This window comes from Labilibaculum sp. K2S (genome assembly GCF_030372765.1).
Lineage (GTDB): Bacteria > Bacteroidota > Bacteroidia > Bacteroidales > Marinifilaceae > Labilibaculum.
Genome location: NZ_JAUCMW010000007.1, coordinates 110,161 through 129,384, shown reverse-complemented (window position 1 = coordinate 129,384; position 19,224 = coordinate 110,161). Strand labels below are relative to the sequence as shown.

Annotated in this window: 18 protein-coding genes; 15 read left to right on the top strand and 3 right to left on the bottom strand. The window is 36.6% G+C overall.

Annotated features, from left to right (window positions below):
* Positions 1 to 29: 29 nt before the first annotated feature.
* Positions 30 to 926 (top strand): alpha/beta hydrolase, encoded by an 897-nt coding sequence (locus QUH73_RS10540; protein WP_289530403.1) that lies wholly within the window; start codon positions 30 to 32, stop codon positions 924 to 926.
* A 225-nt stretch (positions 927 to 1,151) separates the two neighbouring features.
* Here the strand turns inward: QUH73_RS10540 and QUH73_RS10535 are convergent, their stop codons facing one another.
* A complete protein-coding gene (locus tag QUH73_RS10535) occupies positions 1,152 to 1,628 on the bottom strand; it encodes a ribonuclease HI (RefSeq protein ID WP_289530402.1) in 477 nt (158 codons plus the stop codon).
* Entirely contained in the window at positions 1,621 to 2,424 is an 804-nt protein-coding gene (gene truA / locus QUH73_RS10530) for a tRNA pseudouridine(38-40) synthase TruA (protein WP_289530401.1), read from the bottom strand. Before truA ends, QUH73_RS10535 begins: the two co-directional genes overlap by 8 nt.
* A 265-nt stretch (positions 2,425 to 2,689) precedes the next feature.
* Between truA and QUH73_RS10525 the strand changes: the two genes are divergently transcribed.
* The 12 genes from QUH73_RS10525 (at position 2,690) to QUH73_RS10470 (ending at position 15,201) form a co-directional block, all read left to right on the top strand.
* Positions 2,690 to 3,685: an AAA family ATPase gene (locus QUH73_RS10525; RefSeq protein WP_289530400.1), complete on the top strand. Its 996-nt coding sequence runs from the start codon at positions 2,690 to 2,692 to the stop codon at positions 3,683 to 3,685.
* A gap of 98 nt (positions 3,686 to 3,783) precedes the next feature.
* Positions 3,784 to 4,653 carry a DUF58 domain-containing protein gene (locus tag QUH73_RS10520; protein ID WP_289530399.1) on the top strand — a complete coding sequence of 290 codons (870 nt, stop codon included), beginning with the start codon at positions 3,784 to 3,786 and terminating at the stop codon, positions 4,651 to 4,653.
* Between the two features lie 19 nt (positions 4,654 to 4,672).
* The gene (locus QUH73_RS10515) at positions 4,673 to 5,704 is read left to right on the top strand and encodes a hypothetical protein (protein ID WP_289530398.1); all 1,032 of its coding nucleotides are present in this window, start codon (positions 4,673 to 4,675) and stop codon (positions 5,702 to 5,704) included.
* An 18-nt stretch (positions 5,705 to 5,722) separates the two neighbouring features.
* Positions 5,723 to 6,715, top strand: coding sequence for a vWA domain-containing protein (locus tag QUH73_RS10510; RefSeq protein WP_289530397.1), 993 nt, complete (start codon positions 5,723 to 5,725; stop codon positions 6,713 to 6,715).
* Between the two features lie 34 nt (positions 6,716 to 6,749).
* Positions 6,750 to 7,787, top strand: a complete 1,038-nt coding sequence (locus tag QUH73_RS10505) for a vWA domain-containing protein (protein WP_289530396.1) — start codon at positions 6,750 to 6,752, stop codon at positions 7,785 to 7,787.
* An 18-nt stretch (positions 7,788 to 7,805) separates the two neighbouring features.
* Positions 7,806 to 8,579 (top strand): tetratricopeptide repeat protein, encoded by a 774-nt coding sequence (locus tag QUH73_RS10500; protein WP_289530395.1) that lies wholly within the window; start codon positions 7,806 to 7,808, stop codon positions 8,577 to 8,579.
* A 108-nt stretch (positions 8,580 to 8,687) separates the two neighbouring features.
* Positions 8,688 to 10,499 carry a BatD family protein gene (locus tag QUH73_RS10495; RefSeq protein ID WP_289530394.1) on the top strand — a complete coding sequence of 604 codons (1,812 nt, stop codon included), beginning with the start codon at positions 8,688 to 8,690 and terminating at the stop codon, positions 10,497 to 10,499.
* A gap of 129 nt (positions 10,500 to 10,628) precedes the next feature.
* Positions 10,629 to 11,378 carry a tetratricopeptide repeat protein gene (locus QUH73_RS10490; protein WP_289530393.1) on the top strand — a complete coding sequence of 250 codons (750 nt, stop codon included), beginning with the start codon at positions 10,629 to 10,631 and terminating at the stop codon, positions 11,376 to 11,378.
* Between the two features lie 78 nt (positions 11,379 to 11,456).
* Positions 11,457 to 12,026: an aldose epimerase family protein gene (locus tag QUH73_RS10485; RefSeq protein ID WP_289530392.1), complete on the top strand. Its 570-nt coding sequence runs from the start codon at positions 11,457 to 11,459 to the stop codon at positions 12,024 to 12,026.
* Positions 11,974 to 12,333 (top strand): hypothetical protein, encoded by a 360-nt coding sequence (locus tag QUH73_RS10480; protein ID WP_289530391.1) that lies wholly within the window; start codon positions 11,974 to 11,976, stop codon positions 12,331 to 12,333. Before QUH73_RS10485 ends, QUH73_RS10480 begins: the two co-directional genes overlap by 53 nt.
* Before the next feature lie 200 nt (positions 12,334 to 12,533).
* A complete protein-coding gene (locus QUH73_RS10475; protein WP_289530390.1) occupies positions 12,534 to 13,679 on the top strand; it encodes a trans-sulfuration enzyme family protein in 1,146 nt (381 codons plus the stop codon).
* A gap of 16 nt (positions 13,680 to 13,695) precedes the next feature.
* On the top strand, positions 13,696 to 15,201 hold the full coding sequence (locus tag QUH73_RS10470; protein ID WP_289530389.1) for a PLP-dependent transferase: 1,506 nt from the start codon (positions 13,696 to 13,698) through the stop codon (positions 15,199 to 15,201).
* A gap of 36 nt (positions 15,202 to 15,237) precedes the next feature.
* Here QUH73_RS10470 and QUH73_RS10465 read toward each other — a convergent pair whose 3' ends face one another.
* A complete protein-coding gene (locus QUH73_RS10465) occupies positions 15,238 to 16,326 on the bottom strand; it encodes an alkene reductase (protein WP_289530388.1) in 1,089 nt (362 codons plus the stop codon).
* Between the two features lie 256 nt (positions 16,327 to 16,582).
* Between QUH73_RS10465 and QUH73_RS10460 the strand changes: the two genes are divergently transcribed.
* Positions 16,583 to 18,403 carry a peptidase U32 family protein gene (locus QUH73_RS10460; protein WP_289530387.1) on the top strand — a complete coding sequence of 607 codons (1,821 nt, stop codon included), beginning with the start codon at positions 16,583 to 16,585 and terminating at the stop codon, positions 18,401 to 18,403.
* A gap of 39 nt (positions 18,404 to 18,442) precedes the next feature.
* Entirely contained in the window at positions 18,443 to 19,099 is a 657-nt protein-coding gene (locus QUH73_RS10455) for an AlbA family DNA-binding domain-containing protein (RefSeq protein ID WP_289530386.1), read from the top strand.
* The last annotated feature ends 125 nt before the right edge of the window (positions 19,100 to 19,224 follow it).

Here is a 19,224-nt window from a genome sequence, read left to right as displayed (position 1 = left end):
TTTTAATTTAAAACGATGAAAGGAGAAATATGAAAAATTACAGTCTAACAAAAGTAAATTATTTAAGTGATGGTTTAAAAATCTGTGCATTGCAATACATTCCCCATAAAAACAGCAAATGTCCGGCTATTGTTATGGCGCATGGATTTGGCCTTCCCAAAGAAGCTTATATAAACAAGTTTGCCGAATTATTTGCAGAAAACGGCTTTGCTGTGATTCTGTTCGATTACAGAAATCTTGGCGAAAGCGAAGGAACACCAAGAGGAGAAATCAATCCCTTTATGCAAATAGATGATTACAAAAACAGCATTAGCTATGCTGCTTCATTAGAAAAAGTGGATGCCAATAGAATCGGAATATGGGGAACAAGTTATTCTGGTGGTCATGTTATTGTTACAGCAGCAACCGACAGGAGAGTTAAGTGTGTCGTATCTCAAGTTCCTACCATTAGTGGATCTCAAAGCAGCTCGAGAAGAATGCCTGCCCAAAAAGATGACGGGTATTGGAAACTAGTAAGTAAAGACCGAATAAACCGCCTCAAAGGAAAAGACCCAATGATGAAAAAATTGGTTGGCGAAGCTAATCTTAACCCGCTATATCCTATCGAAGAAGCCAGGGAATACTATACAAAAGCACAAGCATTATCAACATCAGCCAGTAATGAAGTTACCTTCCGAAGCACCGAATACGCCAGGATGTATGAACCAGGCGTTTATGCAAGCCTGGTAAGCCCTACTCCTATTTTATTTGTAGTCGCTTTAAAAGACATTGTTACCCCAACAGACCTTTGCCTAAAAAGCTATCAGGAAAGTCTGCCACCCAAAGAGTTAATCACCCTACCAGGCGGACATTTCACACCTTATATCGAACAGTTCGATATCGCGGCAAAAGCAGCATTAAATTGGTTCTTGAATCATTTGTATTAAAAACAAAAATGCCAGCAAATTCGAAAGAATAGCTGGCATTTTTTTATACAAACTCAATTATTGCTATCTGTTCCAATGCATCATGAAAAATACAATTACAGCTGCTATTTTACAGGTGATATACACAATTTCTGGCTGTCCTCCCAAAAGACTGGGCATTCGCCCGCCAATAAATACAGCTACCCCAATAAAAACACAGTCGATTTAATTAATAATTGCTAATTATTAATTCTCACGCAACGCAACTCTCGAAGCTCGATCCACCAATGTAAAAAATTGATCAACCTGATCTTTCTGACCCGAAACCTTGTGTCCTTTCACCTTTACAAATTCACATTGTAAAGTATCGGTCAGTCCGTAAAATTCCTGATACAATTGATGATTCGCAATGAGTTTTCCATTTTTGGAACAATAGCCGTTTTTTTCAAAACGCTCTCTCCTCGCAGGCAAACCAATAATATTCTGAGAATCGGTGTATACAATTACATGGTAATTGTCCGAATCAATTTCATTAAGAGCGAACAGTAAAACCTGTAGCTCCAGTTTTGTAGATGAAGTATTTTCGAAACAAATTACTTTTACAAGATGCCTGGCTTCGTCCAGCGAAATATGTAAAGAAGATAAAGTAAGAAAGGCTCCAAAACCAATTTTAGATTGCGGATTTACACTTCCATCGGTAAATAAAAACAGCGGCTTACACATCTTCCATTCTCAAATCATCCGGATACTCAATTTTAGCGAGAAACAAGCCATGGCCTGGCACCGAAGAACCCGCATTCGATCGATTCCTGCTTTCAATCACCTCACGAAAACCAGCCAAATCCATTTTTCCCCGTCCTACTTCAACCAAAGTCCCAACAATGGCACGAACCATATTGCGAAGAAACCGGTCGGCCGTAATTATAAATACCAATTCATCATCAGTTTCGGTCCATTCTGCTTTCGATATCCTGCAGTTATTGGTTTTTACATCAGTATGCAATTTACTAAAGCTTGTAAAATCGATGTATTCGAACAGAATTTTAGCCACCTCGTTCATCTTTGCAACATCCAGTTCATACTGATTTTTCCAGTGCGACTCCGTTCTAAACGGATTTTTATACTTGGTAATTTGATAATAATAAGTTCTGGAAATGGCATCGAAACGAGTATGTGCATCAGCTTTCACCCGAAACACTTCGCGAATGGCAATATCATGAGGCAAAAAGCGATTCAGCTTAAAAGCCAGTTTTTCACAATCGAACCGACAGTTTTCATCCACCTCGAAATGAGCCATAAAATCGCTGGCATGCACACCTGTATCCGTTCTTCCGCAGCCAACCACATTTATTGGCTGATTTAAAATAGTAGACAAGGCCTTATTTAACTCCTCCTGAACAGAACTTGCATTCGGCTGAATCTGCCAACCATGATAGTTTGTTCCTTTATAACTTAGGTGAATAAAATATCGTTTCTTCAATTCAAATAGTATTTTCTGATTCTCCTCAAAAGTAAACATTTTTACCAAGCCCGAAAATGAAAGAGTACACGAATACTTTCTACTTGATACTTTACACTTTCTACTTTCTACCTGTTCCTTGTTTCTTCCTTGCTTCCTTGTTCCTTGATACTTTCCACTTAATACTAGCAGCCTTCAAAAACCATTAACAATTTTTAACGGGCATGCATTTTCATAAAACGCTCAAAGGTTTATCTTTGTAAAGGTTTTCTTAAAAATCAGATTCTTTTTATGTAAATTTTTCAAGTAATTAAATATATTTCTAATGATCCAAACAGTTGATATCAAAGAACTAAATGAACGTATCCAAAGAGAAAGTTCCTTTGTGGATATGATTTCTATGGAAATGAACAAAGTTATTGTTGGTCAAAAGCACCTTGTTGAAAGCTTATTGATAGGATTACTTTCGAATGGTCATATATTATTAGAAGGGGTTCCCGGACTGGCAAAAACACTTGCAATCAGCACGCTTGCAACTACCATAGAAGCTGAATTTAGTCGTATTCAGTTTACTCCTGACTTGTTACCTGCCGATTTGTTGGGTACCATGATTTACAGTCAGAAAAAAGAAGAATTTGTAGTAAAAAAAGGACCTCTTTTCGCCAACTTTATTCTTGCTGATGAGATTAACCGTGCTCCGGCAAAAGTACAGGCTGCTTTATTGGAAGCCATGCAGGAGCGACAAATCACCATTGGTGACACCACCTATAAATTAGAAGAGCCGTTTTTGGTAATGGCCACTCAAAATCCGATTGAGCAGGAAGGAACTTATCCACTGCCGGAAGCACAGGTTGACCGTTTTATGCTGAAAGTGGTGATCAATTACCCTAAAAAAGATGAAGAGCAGCTAATTATGCGTCAGAATCTTTTGAAGGTATTTCCAAAAGCAGCTCAAATCTTAAAACCGGAAGACATTAACAAAGCACGTGATGTGGTGAAAGATGTTTACATGGATGAAAAGATTGAAAAATATATTGTCGACATCATTTTTGCAACCCGTTTCCCTGCCGATTACGGATTGGAGCAATTCAAGGATATGATCGCATTTGGCGGATCGCCCCGTGCCAGCATTAGTTTGGCATCAGCAGCCAAAGCTTTTGCTTTTATTAAACGAAGAGGTTATGTAATTCCTGAAGATATCCGTGCCGTTTGTCATGACGTACTGCGTCACAGAATTGGACTGACTTACGAAGCTGAAGCAAACAATATCACTAGTGAGAACATTATTAGTGAAATCCTGAATACAGTTGAAGTACCGTAACAATTATGAATTATGAATTACAAATTAGGTTCTTAATTTGTAATTCATGATTACAGCGATTTAATTATTAATTCGTAATTATCAATTCGTAATTAGCTATGGAGACTAGTGAATTATTAAAACGTGTCAGGCAAATAGAGATCAAAACCAGAGGTCTTTCCCGAAATATTTTTGCCGGGGAATATCATTCTGCGTTCAAAGGACGTGGTATGACCTTCAGCGAAGTTCGGGAATACCAATATGGTGATGACATCAGAAATATTGACTGGAATGTTACCGCCCGCTACAATCAACCTTACGTAAAACTTTTCGAAGAAGAACGTGAGTTGACCGTAATGCTGCTGATTGATGTGAGTGGTTCCCGTGAATTTGGAACCATCTCTAAACTAAAGAAAAATCAGATTACGGAGATTGCCGCCGTACTGGCCTTTTCAGCCATTCAAAACAACGATAAAATTGGGGTGATCTTCTTTTCTGATAAAATTGAAAAGTTTATTCCTCCTAAAAAGGGGAAATCACATATTCTGCAAATTATTCGTGAACTAATTAATTTTAAACCGGAACATCGGAATACTGATATTGGCAATGCTTTACGTTACCTTACACAGGTTATTAAAAAACGTTGCACCACTTTCGTGATATCAGATTTTATTGATGATGGTTTTGAAAATGCATTGACGATTGCCAACAAAAAGCATGATCTTGTTGCTCTTAAAATATTCGATAAACGCGAACAGGAAATTCCTTCAATTGGTTTGATTAAAATTAAGGATGCGGAAACAGGCGAATACAGTTGGATAGACACTTCGAATAAAAAGGTAAGAAAAAACTACGCCAAATGGTGGAGTGATAAAGACAATCAGCTTACCGAAACATTCAAAAAGTCAGGTGTAGATGTGGCAAATATTCGAACCGATCAGGATTATGTGAGATCATTAATTGCCTTATTCAAACGAAGAGGACACTAATTTTAAGAAGCAGACGACTATGACAAATAGAATTATCATCCCAAATAAACTATTCGCAAAAGCACTTGTCGCATTTGCAATTGTATTGGGAGCTACTTTTTCCTCCTTCTCGTCTTATGCTCAAGAAGAAGAAAAAGGAATTAACTACAGCGCGCAACTCGATACCAATGTTATTGTTATTGGCGATCAAATAAACCTTTTACTTTCCATAGAACAGCCAAAAGGTCTTCGGGTTGAGTTTCCGGTATTTATAGACAGCATTGGTTCTGGAGTAGAGATCATAAAACAATCTCCTCAGGATACTACTTCGTTAGAGAATGGAAATATTAAAGTGAATAAAAACTTTTTGATTACCTCTTTTAATGATGGTGTTCACAAAATGAATCCTTTTGAATTCAAGATTCATGACGAAAATCTGATGAATATCATTCGAACGGACACAATGCTATTGGGCGTAAAAACCTTCGATATTGATACCAGTAAGGCTAATTTTGACATTATAATGCCAATACATACACCAATTGCTTTTGCGGAAATTGCTCCCTGGGTATTTGGTGGATTGATTGTTGCAGCATTAATTGTATTATTGCTTTTATATCTGCGCAAGCGGAAGAAAAACCAACCTTTGTTCGTTAAAGCAAAGCCAACCGAGCCGGCTCATATCATAGCCTTGCGCAAGTTGGATGAGATCAAAAAACAAAAGCTTTGGGAAACCGGAAAGGTGAAACAGTTTCATTCTGACCTTACGGATACAATCCGATATTATTTGGATGAACGTTTCCAACTATCAACTCAGGAATCGACTACTGATGAGATATTAAAAGCAGTAAATGCAGTGGAGGTAAATTCAGACTGGCACGCTAAACTGAAGGACATTCTTGAACGCGCCGATTTAGCCAAATTCGCTAAATTCACTCCTCTTCAGGATGAAAATGAACTAAGTCTGAAATTTGCCTACAAAATTATTGAGACCACCATTGTAGAAGAAGCTTCTGCTAAAGAAGAAAAAGAATCTATTGCAGTGGAAGAGACAAAAACGGAAGAAAAGTAAACTTTGAAAATACAAAGTATGAGTTCTATAGAATTTGCAAATCCTGAATATTTTTACTTGCTGATCCTTTTGATACCATTAATTGCATGGTACATCTTAAAGGACAAGAATGCGCATGCAAGTATTCAGGTGTCAACATCGAAAAGCTTTCATTCAAGTACCAAAACCTACAAATACTACTTGCGGCATGCTTTATTTGTATTTCGGGTTTTAGCAATAGTATTTTTAGTACTTGCTATTGCCCGCCCGCAATCGAGCAATAGCCAAAGAGATGTAACTACTGAAGGAATTGACATCGTTATGTCGCTTGATATTTCAAGCAGCATGCTTGCCCGCGATTTTGAACCGGACAGACTGGAAGCGGCAAAGGAAGTGGCTGTGAACTTTATTACCGGGCGCGAAGATGATAAAATTGGATTGGTAATTTTTAGCGGCGAGAGTTTTACTCAATGTCCATTAACAACCGACCATGCTGTTTTAATCAACCTTTTCAACGACATTCAAAGTGGAATGATTGAAGATGGTACTGCAATCGGGCTTGGATTAGCCAATGCGGTGAATCGTTTAAAGGACAGCAAATCGAAATCGAAAGTTGTCATTCTCTTAACCGACGGAGTAAACAATCAGGGAGAGATTGCTCCTATTACGGCAGCAGAATTGGCAAAAACCTTTGGAATAAGAGTTTATACAGTTGGTATCGGAACTATGGGAATGGCTCCCTACCCTATTCAAACGGCTTTTGGTATTAGTATGAGAAACATGCCTGTAAAAATTGACGAAGAAGTGTTGCAGCAAATTGCTGATATGACAGGTGGTCAATACTTTCGGGCAACTGACAATAACAAGTTAAAAGCAATTTACGAACAAATCGACAAGTTGGAGAAAAGTAAAATTGAGGTGAAACAATACATTACAAAAAGCGAGGAATACTTAATTTTTGCATTGTTGGCCGCTCTATTTTTACTTCTTGAAATTGCTTTGCGTAATTCAATATTACGGAACATTCCGTAATTGATATTAATTGAACACAGAAAATCATTGAACAATGAATCAATTTCGACTTGATCATCCGGATCTTCTATACTTATTTCTGATACTTCCAATTCTTGTAATTATATATTGGATCAGTTATTCAAGGAAAAAGAAAGCTCTTGAAGAGTTTGGTGAGATGAATATTATCTCGCAACTAATGCCATATGCTTCCTTTACCCGACCGTTTTATAAGTTCGGTATTCTTTTGCTGGCGCTAAGTTTTATTATTTTTGGTCTTGCAGGCCCTCAATTTGGTTCAAAACTGCAAACCATTAAACGAAAAGGCGTCGAAATTATCATTGCGTTGGATGTTTCAAACTCGATGATGGCTCAAGACATTCAACCCAATAGATTGGAACGGGCAAAACGAGCCGTTTCCAAAATGGTTGACAAATTGAATAATGATAAAATCGGTTTGGTCGTTTTTGCAGGTGAGGCGTATACCCAATTACCAATTACAACAGATTATGCATCTGCAAAATTGTTTTTGTCCTCCATTAATACTGATATTGTTCCCATACAAGGAACTGCAATTGGAGCTGCAATCAACTTATCGGCCAGAAGCTTTACTCCTGATAGTGAGGCCAGCAAGGCTATAATTGTAATTACTGATGGTGAAAATCATGAGGATGACGCAATTTCGGCGGCAAAAGCAGCATTCGATCAAGGAATTATAGTACATACCATTGCCATGGGATTGCCGGAAGGAGCCCCAATTCCTGTAAGTCCCGGATCCCGGGATTTCAGGCGGGATGAAAAGGGTAATGTTGTAATATCAAAATTGGATCAGCAAATGATCGAGCAAATTGCAACAGCCGGAGGAGGAAAACCGGTGATAGCTAACAATACTACAACTGGTTTAAATGCCCTTTTTAATGAAATAAATAAAATGAACAAAACGGAATTAGAGCAGAGAGTATATGCTGCTTACGATGAAAAATTTCAATTGTTTATTGCCATAGGATTGTTGTTGCTCTTTCTGGAATTTTTAGTTCTGGAACGTAAAAACCGCCATTTAAAAGATATCAATTTGTTTAAACCATCGAAATAGAACTCAATTCTGATTATTATGAACAAATATATAGCATTATTTATCGGTCTGCTTTGCCTCTTTAGTTTGGATGTATTGGCGCAAAAAGAGCGAAAATTTATCCGCAAGGGCAATGGACTGTTTGAGGGGAATGAATATGAAAACTCGGAAGTAGAATATCGAAAAGCACTTGATAAAAAAATCAATTCGTACGAAGCCGGCTTTAATTTGGGAGATGCCTTGTACAAGCAAAAGAAGTATGATGAAGCATTAAAGCAATACCAGGTGCTAACGGCCACTGAAAAGGATCCTAAAAAACTCGGGGAAATTTACCACAACATTGGAAATACTCTTCTGATGAACCGGAAAATTGATGAAAGTATTGAGGCTTACAAAGAATCCCTTCGTAACTTTCCAAATTCGAAAGAAACCAAATACAATTTGGAATATGCAAAAAAAATGAAACAGAAAGAGGAAGAAAAGAAAAAGAATCAGGATCAAAATAAAGACCAAAACAAGAATCAGGATAAAAAAGACCAGAATAAGGATCAAGACAAAAAAGATCAAAACAAGGATCAGGACAAGAAGGATCAGGATAAAAAAGACAAGGGCAAAGATCAAAAAAATAAACCTGAAGATCAGGATAAAAAGAAAGGTGATCCTGAGGAGCAGCAAAATAAGATATCAGAACAGGATGCCAACCGCTTGTTAGAAGCTCTTGAAAATGATGAAAAAAAGGTTCAGGAAAAGGTTCAGAAAGCAAAAGCAGCAGCTCAAAAAGCAAAAAGAACGAAAATCAAAAAGGATTGGTAATTGATCTTCCCAAATTGGTCATTCCTACTCGATTAATCAGTAAATTTGCGAATCTATTAACAGATTATTTAATTGAATTTATAACATCTGAAACACAATATGATACAGATGAAGAAAATACTTCTCTCATTAGTAACAGTCATTTTAATTACAACATCGGTATTTGCCGATGAAATTAAATTTACTGCTTCGGCACCCAATGTGGTGGAACTTGGCGAACAATTTCGTTTAACCTATTCCGTTAACAACAAGGGTAAAAACATTCAAATTCCTACTCTTGACGGGTTTCGGGTTCTCATGGGGCCTTCTACTTCAAGCAGTATGAGTACGCAAATAATTAATGGAAAAGTTACTTCTAACTCTTCCTACTCGTACACTTATGTTCTTTTAGCTGAAAAGGAAGGTAAATTTGAGATCAAACCCGCAGCAATTACTGTTGATGGTGAGAAAAAAACATCAAATTCACTTACTATTGAAGTAGTTAAGGTGAATAAAACACGGCAGGATAGTGATTCAAAAGAATCACAAAACTCTGCATCAGGTCAAAAAATCACAGAGGACAATTTATTTGTTAAGGTAAAATTAGATCGGAATAATGTTTATATGGGTGAGCACGTTGTTGCAACCATTAAAGTTTACACACGACTTACCATTGCTGGATTTGGCGATTCAAAGTTCCCTTCGTTTGACGGATTTTTAAGTCAGGAAGTACCAACCCCCGGACAAATTTCTTTAGAAAGAGAAAACATCAATGGCACGATTTACAATACCGGAATCATTCGGAAATTAATTCTTTTCCCACAACACACAGGCGAAATTACAATTGAACCTTTTGAATTAGAGGTTATTATCCGTCAGCACCAGGCAAACAAACGAAGTGGTTTCTTTGATGATTTCTTTGATAATTATCAAGACATTAGAGTGCCCCGTAAAAGCAAGCCTATAAAAATTCAGGTGAAGGACTTTCCATCGAATAAACCAGCAAGTTTTGAAGGTGCCGTTGGAAATTTCACTTTGACTACAACTATCGATAAAGATTCAGTTAAAGCAAATGATGCGATTACCATGCGGGTAAAAGTTGAAGGTAACGGAAACTTGAAGTTGATTAAACCTTTGGAATTTAACTTTCCTGCCGATTTTGAAGTTTACGACCCAAAAACGTCGCAGAATTTAAAAAGCTCAGAAGCAGGAATGAGTGGTTCAACCACATTTGAATATTTAATTATTCCACGTCATGGTGGAGAATATGAAATTCCATCGGTTGATTTTAGCTTCTTCGATCCAAAAGCAAAAATATTCAGAACTCGTTCCACCAAAAAATTTACCATTAAAGTTGCTAAAGGCGAAGGAGATAATTCGGGGACTATCATTAGCTCCTTCTCTAAAGAAAAAGTGAAATTTCTGGGAAAAGATATCCGCTATATTAAAACCAACGATTTCAGCCCTCAATTAAAAGGTGAGGTTTTCTTTGGAACCACAAATTTCTATTTGGCGTATATCATTCCTTTCTTGCTGTTTGTTTTAGCATTTGTATTCAACAGAAAACGAATAAAAGAAAATGCCGACACCGCTAAATTAAAAAACAAACGTGCGAACCGAGTTGCTATGAAAAGATTAAAAATGGCTTCGGCAAGTCTAAAAGCAAAACAGAAGGATCAATTTTACGATGAAATTCTAAAAGCAATTTGGGGATATACTTCTGATAAGCTGAATTTACCATTGGAGAATCTGAATAAAGAAAATATTAGTGAAATTTTGCTGAGTAAAGGAGTTGATCCAGAACTTAAGGATGAATTTTTAAGCATACTGGACACCTGCGAATTTGCTAGGTACTCTCCATCGGCCGGTTCTTCGGAAATGGATGAACTGTATCAAAAAAGCATGGATACAATCACCAAATTGGAGAAAAATATCAAATAGATTAGTTGGTTGTGTAATATCAAATCAGACTTGAAACGTCTATGATTAAATAATTATTAATTCATACATGAGCATGATTATTTAATCAAGGTAAGTTCCATCTGACAATTGCATAAAAATTATAAACAGATGAAAAAAGCATTACAATTTATACTCGCCCTATTTCTAAGCACTCAGGTTTGGGCTCAAGTCAACCCTATTTCTGAGGCCAATGAGATGTATAAAAACGGAGAATATGAGAAAGCAATTCAAGCCTATGAATTTGTGTTGGATACCCATTTAGAAGCTCCCGAAATTTATTTTAATCTGGGGAATGCTTACTATAAAACAGGAGAAATCTCTTCTTCCATTTTAAACTATGAGCGAGCTTTATTATTCTCTCCTAACGACAAGGATATTCAGTACAATTTGGACTTAGCGCGTAAACACGTTTTAGATAAGTTTGAAGTTTTGCCTGAAATATTTATAAAAAGATGGTTTTCTGGAATTAGAAATAGTTTTTCGGCCAATATTTGGTCCTACTTCTCAATTCTGTTTTTCTTATTGATGCTTACTTTTGCCTGTTTTTATCTGTACAGCAATAAGTCAGGGCTTAAAAAACTAGGTTTCTTTCTGGCATTTTTTGCCTTTGGCATTTCAATAATGACTTATTCTTTTGCTTCGAAAAAAACGGATGAAATCAATATTCGTGAGCATGCAATTATTGTTAGTCCTAGTGTTACTATTAAAGGTTCTCCGGATAAAAGCGGCACTGAATTGTTCTTACTGCACGAAGGTACAAAAGTTAAAGTAATTGGAGAGCTTCAGGATTGGCGAAACATTCTGCTTAGCGATGGCAATGAAGGTTGGCTGAAAAAAGAAGACATTGAAATGATATAATACAATCCAATAATATCAAAGGATTTCGGTTTCGAAATCCTTTTTTAATATTATAAACGTACAAAACAGAATAGCTAAATGAAATACTGCATACAAAACGAATTCTTTAAAATTGAAGTAATTGAAAAGGGAGCTGAACTTTGCAGCATCAAATCTATTCCTACAAATCAGGAATATCTATGGCAAGCCGATCCTGAAATTTGGGGAAGCCATGCTCCTAACCTATTCCCGGTTATTGGTTGCCTAAAAGAGGATGGATTCATTCATGAAGGCAAAGAGTATCCAATGTCCAAACATGGATTCATTCGCAACAATAAAGATATTCAATTACACAGCAAATCAGATAATGAGCTTTGTTTTGTATTAAAATCAAACGAAAACACACGTAAAATCTACCCATTCGAATTTGAATTCTACATTCATTATATATTGGATGGTAAGAAATTACATGTAAAACATGATGTTGTAAACACTAGCCCGAAGGATATGCTTTTCTGTCTGGGTGGACACCCGGCTTTTGCATGTCCGTTAAAGGAAGGTGAAAAGTACTCAGATTATTATCTGGAATTTGAGCAAAAAGAAACTGCACACCTGGATGATTATCGACAATGGACTTATTGGCCAGGAAGGAAAATTGATTTTAGATGAAAATGATCGAATTGAACTTGCACCAGATCTTTTCGCAAAGGATGCTCTTATTTTTAAGAATCTAAAATCCTCATTCGTACAATTAAAAAGTAAGAATTCTAATTTCTCGTTAAAAGTCAGTCTTGATGATTTCCCGTATCTTGGACTTTGGGCAAAACCAAATGCACCTTATGTTTGCATAGAACCTTGGATTGGAATCGCCGACAGCTATGATTCAAGCCGGGAATTTTCGGAAAAAGAAATCATTCAATCTCTTGATTCGGGTAAAACATTGAGTGCTGCATATTCGATAGAAATTACAGAATAAAATAGAAGAGTCTTAAAGGCTCTTTTTTCATCTCTTATCAAAATTAAAGACCAACACATCTTTTTTTTATTTTCAGACGCAATTCTTCATCCGAAAAGTTAAATTTGTAATCAGCTTTTAAATTTTCTGCTATAACCACAGTAAAACGAGCAAGTTAATTTGAATAAAAAGCTGATAATTATTTAATCAATTTTTTGCGAATGCATATCGAAACTTTACTTGCTCATTTGGCTGAGGAAGGTGGCGTATACGATCCATACGGAGCGTCGCACCTGCCCATTTATCAAACAGCTACCTTTGATCTGAAAAAACAATCAGGATCTAAAATATACGATTATACCCGCTCCGATAATCCAACCAGAGATGCTTTGGAAACAGTTTTTGCTAAAGCCGAAAATGGAGCATCTTGTTCGTGCACTCACACTGGAATTGGAGCAATTGCCTTGCTTTTCGAAACTGTGTTGAGAGCAAATAGTAAAATTTTGGTGGAAAAAGACTGTTATGGTGGTACATACCGCCTTTTACAAGTGTATAAAGACAAATACAATGTAGAAGTTTTTTTTGCTGATTTTACTGATCTTTTGGTAATTAAAAACTTATTGGAAACTGAAAATTTTGATTTGGTTCTTTGCGAATCACCCACCAATCCGGGAATGAAAATTATTGACTTAAGAGAATTGGCAAGGCTTGCCCAAAGCAACGGGAGCAAATTCGCCGTTGATAACAGTCTCGCAACATTTGCTTCCCAGAAACCGCTTGACCTGGGAGCTGATTTTTCTATTTTTAGCGCTACAAAATACATTTCAGGACACGGAAGTACTGTAGCTGGTGCATTGGTCTCTAAATCGGAAGAAGATGGCGAAAAGGTGGCCTATTTTGCCAATGCTGAAGGTCGTTCACAAAATCCCTTTGACGTATTTTTAATCTCTTTGGGAATTCCAACTCTCCCCTTGAGGCTAAAGCATCATGAACAAAGTGCAATTCAGGTTGCTGAATATTTGGAGAAACATTCAAGAGTAAAAAAACTAGTCTATCCAGGATCCAAGAATCATCCACAACATGAATTGGCAAAATCTCAAATGAAAATTTTCCCCGGTGTACTTACTGTTCACATGCAGGATGTTGAAACGGCTGAAAAATTGGTCGCTTCCACTCGTTGGTTTGGAGAAAAAGCATCCTTCGGAACTTCAGATTCCCGCATTGAAATTCCGGCTAAAATTAGTCACGCGTCCTTTTCTAATGAAGATCTGCAGGCGATTGGGATCTTCCCATCCACAGTTCGGTTATCCATTGGTTTGGAACACATCAACGATCTGCTTGAAGATTTAGAAAATGCGCTTAACTAATTCTTTCTGAAAAAATATGACCAAAAACCCATACCGAAACATAGCTTGCGGAAAATCGATTCCACCGAACAATGTTCACGCAATTTCTGTTAGTCTTCCTAGCATTCAGGATGTGTATTCCTATGAAGAAAATCAGAATAACTGGCGAAATTGCATGGAAACAGGCTATCCCCGCTTTTTCTGTCATCCTTACGAAACAAAGGTTATTGAATATTTTAAGGCTCATTTTTCAATTAACGAAGAGAAACATGTTTTCCTGTTTCCTTCAAAATCTTCCTGCCAACTTGTGAGCCATTTTTTTGAACCTGATTTCAAAAAATATGAATTAAACGGAATCTTCGCTATTTCTGTTGATTCAAAATATCCGACTCTTAAAAAAGCATGTGACTTTGTTCAACATACCGGGCACAAAGTTTTTTCAAGACAATTAGAGGATTTCCTACTCAAGTTAAAGCTCATAAGCAATCCGCAACAGGAGGAAATATTTTCTAATAATCCGGAACAGCACATTAAGCAAGAACTCCAAAAGCAGTTCCTACTTGATAAGAATCAAAACATTGAACTCTTTTCGAGTGGAATGAATGCGATATATTCTCTTTTTGAGGGCATTAATCAAATTCAAAAGCTGAAAAAGTCCGCTATTTTCATTCAATATGGCTGGTTATATACCGATACCATAGATATTTTAAGAAAGTACAGTGAATCTTATTTTGAGGTAATCTCTGTTTATGATGAGAAAGAATTACTATTGGTTATTGAAGCTAACAAAGAAGAAATTGCAGCAGTATTTACCGAAATCCCAACCAATCCTTTTCTTCATACTCCTAATTTACCTTTTCTATATTCGCATCTAAGTAAACTCGATATCCCATTAATTGTGGATGGAACCATTGGGACATGCGTGAATATGAATTATCTGCCTTACTGCGATTTTGCTGTGGAAAGCCTCACAAAATTTGCATCGGGAATGGCTGATGTTATGGCTGGTTGTGTTGTATCAAATCCCAATTCGAATTGGATAAAAAACAACTTTGTTGATTTAAAACCTTATCAACAAGAATTATACAGAAGAGATTTGGAAAGAATTGCATTTCAAATTTCGGGTATGGAATCGAGAGTTAAATCGATTCGAAAAAATGTATTCGAATTGGCTCGTTTTTTCGAATCCCATCCCATCGTAAAGACGGTAAATTGGTCGCACAATAAAAAAAACAAGGCTAACTATTCTAAAATTGAGAAAGAAAAAAACAACTATGCCGGTTTAATTTCTATTGAATTTGATGGTTCAATTGAAAAGTTCTATGATGCTCTGGAACTTCCGAAAGGTCCAAGTCTTGGCACAGAATTCACATTGGTAATGCCTTATTTTTACTTGGCTCATTACGATTTAATTAAAACCGGAGAAGGACGAAAACTACTTACTGAAAAGGAAATAAATTGGGAATTGGTGCGCATATCAGTCGGCACTGAGCCAATCGAAGAATTAGTCAGCATTTTCGAAAAAGCCTTCAATCAATTCTAAAAAAAAGCTCCGAATTTTCATTCGGAGCTTTTAATGTTAGATCAATGCCAGAGCCGGATAATCTGTATATCCAACTTCGTTACCCCCGTAAAAAGTTTCTTTATTAGCTGCATTCAATTCAGCACCTTGTTCAAATCGTTTTTCTAAATCAGGATTGGCTAAATAGGGTACTCCAAAAGAAACCAATTCTGCTTTTTTCGAAGCAATTGCTTCATGACCTGTCTCTTTCGTAAATCCTCCATTCACCATTCGAATGCCCTTGTACTGTTTCCTGTAATAACCGGCTACATCTTTAATCAATTGCGGATGATCATCAAGAGGCATCAAAGATTCAATCAAATGCAAATAAGAAAGATCATATACATTCAATTTATCAATCACATAATTAAAGATTGATGTTGGATTCGAATCTCCCATATCATTAAATAAACCACTGGGAGAAAGACGAATACCTACCGATGAAGAATCCCAAACCTGCAGTGTTGCATCTAAAACTTCAAACAGAAAGCGAGCTCGGTTCTCTACTGTTCCACCATATTTATCGGTTCGGTGATTTGTTTTATCTTCTAAAAACTGATCGATTAAATAACCATTTGCCGCATGAATTTCAATCCCGTCAAAACCTGCATCCTTCGCATTTTTTGAGGCATTTTTAAAATCCTCAACAATAGATTCGATCTCATCTGTTTCCAAAGCTCTGGGAGTCACAAAATCCTTTAATCCCTCATAAGTAAATGCTTGTCCTGCCGGACGAATAGCGGAAGGTGATACTGGCAATTCTCCATTGTGAAAATCGGGATGCGAAATCCGCCCAACATGCCAAAGTTGAATAAATATCTTCCCGCCTTTATCGTGAACAGCTTTTGTAATTTGTTTCCAACCGTCCACCTGTTCTTTACTATAAATTCCAGGCGTTGCCGGATAACCCACTCCCTGAGGTGAGATTTGACTGGCCTCTGTGATAATCAATCCTGCTCCTGATCTTTGTTGATAATACTCTGCCATTAATTTGCTCGGAACATTTCCTTCTCCGGCTCTGTTTCTGGTCATTGGAGCCATCACCATTCTATTTCCCAATTCGATTTTACCAATCGTAAGAGGAGTTAATAATGTATTTTTATTCATCTTCTTTTTCGTTATTTTTATTTAATCAAGATATAAATAAGATTCTGATTTCTAAAAAAAGAAATATTAGAGATAAGTATAAATGAATTTATAGTTGCTATTTATTACTGAGCAAGAAAACAATCAAGTTGAATTTCTATTGATCTCAACATTGGTTCGTATCTTCGCTAAAAATTGAAAAGAATGAAACGTTCATGAGAAAATAATTATTAACTCATACATGAGCATGCTGACAACTTTAAACAATTTCAGACACATGAAACAAATTGAACTATTAGCTCCAGCCAAAAATCTGGAAACAGGAATGGCTGCCATTAATTACGGAGCTGATGCTATATATATTGGTGCACCTAGATTTGGTGCCCGATCCGCCGCAGGAAATACTCTCGAAGATATTGGAGAGTTGATTAAATATGCTCATAAATACTGGGCAAAAGTATTCATCACGATGAATACGATTCTATATGACAATGAATTAAAAGAAGCTGAAGAGCTAATTCATCAACTTTATAAACTTGGCGCTGATGCTTTAATTGTTCAGGACATGGGTATTCTGGAAATGAATCTTCCGCCTATCGAACTTCATGCCAGCACCCAAACTCATAATTACGATCTCGATCGGATTAAATTTTTGGAACAAGTTGGATTTAAAAGAATTATTCTTGCCCGGGAGCTTTCCCTGGATCAGATTAAAGAAATCCGCAAAAATACCACAGTAGAGCTTGAATATTTTATTCACGGAGCATTATGTGTTTCACTTAGTGGGCAGTGCTATTTCTCTCATGCCATTGGTGGCCGATCGGCAAATCGCGGAGAATGCAGTCAGGCTTGCCGTATGAAATACGATTTGGTTGACGGAGAAGGAAAAGTAATTGCGAAAGACAAACACCTGCTCTCTTTAAAAGACCTGAATCTCTCCGGTCATATGAAAGAATTGGTGGAAAGCGGAATTTGCTCTCTGAAAATTGAGGGGCGTTTAAAAGACAGCTCCTACCTAAAGAATGTTACCAGCTATTACAGAAAAGAATTAGATGATGTTTTTGCAAAAAAAAAAGAATTCAGAAAAGCATCGTCGGGGACAATCAAACCAAACTTTGAACCGGATTTAGAGAGAACTTTTAACCGGGGGTTTACAAACTACTTTTTTACAGGTAGAATTCCCGAAATTGCAAATTTCCATACGCCAAAATCATTAGGAAAAGAAATTGGTAAGATTGCAGCTGTTCGAAAAGATCATTTTATAATTGACACCAAATTTGAAATTCACAACGGTGATGGCCTTTGCTTTTTTAATCACAACAAGCTGTTAAAAGGAATTCTGGTGAATGGAGTAAAGGGGAAACAGGTTTTCCCGAATGAGATGAGTATGCTGGTTAAAGGTGCTGTTTTGTATCGTAATAACGATCACGAATTTGCCAAAATTCTTAAAAAAGACAACTCTATTAGAAGAATTTCAGTGGATCTTTTTCTGGAATTTAAAGAAAATATTCTGACCCTATTTGCTGCAGATGAAGACGGCATTAGTGCTTCTGCTCAACTTAAGGACGAGTTTGAATTGGCTCGCAATGCAGAAATGGCTATTACTAATCTTAAAAATCAATTATCGAAATCAGGAGATTCAATCTACTCGATCAATTCCATTGAAACCAACTTTACCGAAGCACCCTTTGTTCAGGCCAAAGTGCTTAATGAGTTGCGCCGACAGGTTCTTGATTCTTTAACTGAAAGTCGACTTAGTGCATTTCAACAACCCCAAACGAAAGCGCTAATATCGCATCCCAAATATCATACAAAAAACCTGAATTATATGGGTAATGTGGTCAATTGTAAGGCCGAAGAGTTTTATCACAAGTGCGGGGTCGAAAAAATCGAAAAAGGTTTTGAATTACAATCCAATTTCAAAGGGAAAACAATCATGACCACAAAGCATTGTTTGCGTCATGAATTTGGTTTGTGTAACAAAGAGATGAGTACAGGACAAAAAACAAATCGGCCTCTGTATCTTGTTGATAATAAAAACCGTTACAAGCTTGAATTTCAGTGCCAGCGTTGCGAAATGAAAATCATTTTTGAATAGAACTAACTCAGATTCGAACCCTATTTAAGGATTTTAGCTATGGTTCACTATATAGAAAAACTAATTCGTGAAGGAGAACATCAGCAACAGGATTTTAAATTCTGCATTACTGATTCCCGAAAAATTGCCAGATCATTATCTGCTTTTGCCAATACCGATGGTGGGAAATTACTTATTGGTGTGAAAGACAATGGGAAAATTGCCGGAGCAAAAGTAGAAGAAGAATTCCACATGATAAAAGCTGCGGCTGATATGTACAGTCGTCCTAAAATTACTTTCGAGAGTAAAGTCTGGCAAATAAACGGAAAAAATGTTTTGGAAATCACTGTGCTGCCTTCCGAAAAAATGCCTCATTATGCCGAAAATGAAAAAGGAAAATGGTTGGCGTACCTTCGAAGAGATGATGAAAATATTCTGGCAAACAAAGTTCTTCTTGAAGTTTGGAAACAAAAGTCAAAACCAATCGGTACCTATTTAAAATACACCGAAACAGAGGCTGTTCTAATGAAATACCTTAATCGTAATCAAGAGATTAGTCTCAATCAATTTTGCAGAATTGCAAAGATTAGTCGTTACAAGGCAGAACGAATATTAGTGAAACTAATTTGCTGGAATGTTATTGAATTAAACTTTTATGAAGGAGGTACCAAATACCTCATAAAACAAGAAAAACTTCAAGCGTATAAAACACTCTAATTAAATGAGTATTGAGTATATCTACTTGATTAGATGGAAATTTACACAATCCCCACATTGAAAAAAAAGCATAAAAAAACCGCACTAATTAATAGGATTTTAAACTCCTAAATGACAGGATTTGA

Bases quoted from the DNA above. Each gene is read 5' to 3' on its own strand.
- QUH73_RS10470 (WP_289530389.1), top strand. From the start codon at position 13,696: ATGACCAAAAACCCATACCGAAACATAGCTTGCGGAAAATCGATTCCA.
- QUH73_RS10490 (WP_289530393.1), top strand. From the start codon at position 10,629: ATGAAAAAAGCATTACAATTTATACTCGCCCTATTTCTAAGCACTCAG.
- truA (WP_289530401.1), bottom strand. From the start codon at position 2,424: ATGTTTACTTTTGAGGAGAATCAGAAAATACTATTTGAATTGAAGAAA.
- QUH73_RS10515 (WP_289530398.1), top strand. From the start codon at position 4,673: ATGACAAATAGAATTATCATCCCAAATAAACTATTCGCAAAAGCACTT.
- QUH73_RS10520 (WP_289530399.1), top strand. From the start codon at position 3,784: ATGGAGACTAGTGAATTATTAAAACGTGTCAGGCAAATAGAGATCAAA.
- QUH73_RS10505 (WP_289530396.1), top strand. From the start codon at position 6,750: ATGAATCAATTTCGACTTGATCATCCGGATCTTCTATACTTATTTCTG.
- QUH73_RS10510 (WP_289530397.1), top strand. From the start codon at position 5,723: ATGAGTTCTATAGAATTTGCAAATCCTGAATATTTTTACTTGCTGATC.
- QUH73_RS10455 (WP_289530386.1), top strand. From the start codon at position 18,443: ATGGTTCACTATATAGAAAAACTAATTCGTGAAGGAGAACATCAGCAA.
- QUH73_RS10480 (WP_289530391.1), top strand. From the start codon at position 11,974: ATGATTATCGACAATGGACTTATTGGCCAGGAAGGAAAATTGATTTTA.
- QUH73_RS10460 (WP_289530387.1), top strand. From the start codon at position 16,583: ATGAAACAAATTGAACTATTAGCTCCAGCCAAAAATCTGGAAACAGGA.
- QUH73_RS10465 (WP_289530388.1), bottom strand. From the start codon at position 16,326: ATGAATAAAAATACATTATTAACTCCTCTTACGATTGGTAAAATCGAA.
- QUH73_RS10500 (WP_289530395.1), top strand. From the start codon at position 7,806: ATGAACAAATATATAGCATTATTTATCGGTCTGCTTTGCCTCTTTAGT.
- QUH73_RS10485 (WP_289530392.1), top strand. From the start codon at position 11,457: ATGAAATACTGCATACAAAACGAATTCTTTAAAATTGAAGTAATTGAA.
- QUH73_RS10475 (WP_289530390.1), top strand. From the start codon at position 12,534: ATGCATATCGAAACTTTACTTGCTCATTTGGCTGAGGAAGGTGGCGTA.
- QUH73_RS10495 (WP_289530394.1), top strand. From the start codon at position 8,688: ATGAAGAAAATACTTCTCTCATTAGTAACAGTCATTTTAATTACAACA.
- QUH73_RS10525 (WP_289530400.1), top strand. From the start codon at position 2,690: ATGATCCAAACAGTTGATATCAAAGAACTAAATGAACGTATCCAAAGA.
- QUH73_RS10540 (WP_289530403.1), top strand. From the start codon at position 30: ATGAAAAATTACAGTCTAACAAAAGTAAATTATTTAAGTGATGGTTTA.
- QUH73_RS10535 (WP_289530402.1), bottom strand. From the start codon at position 1,628: ATGTGTAAGCCGCTGTTTTTATTTACCGATGGAAGTGTAAATCCGCAA.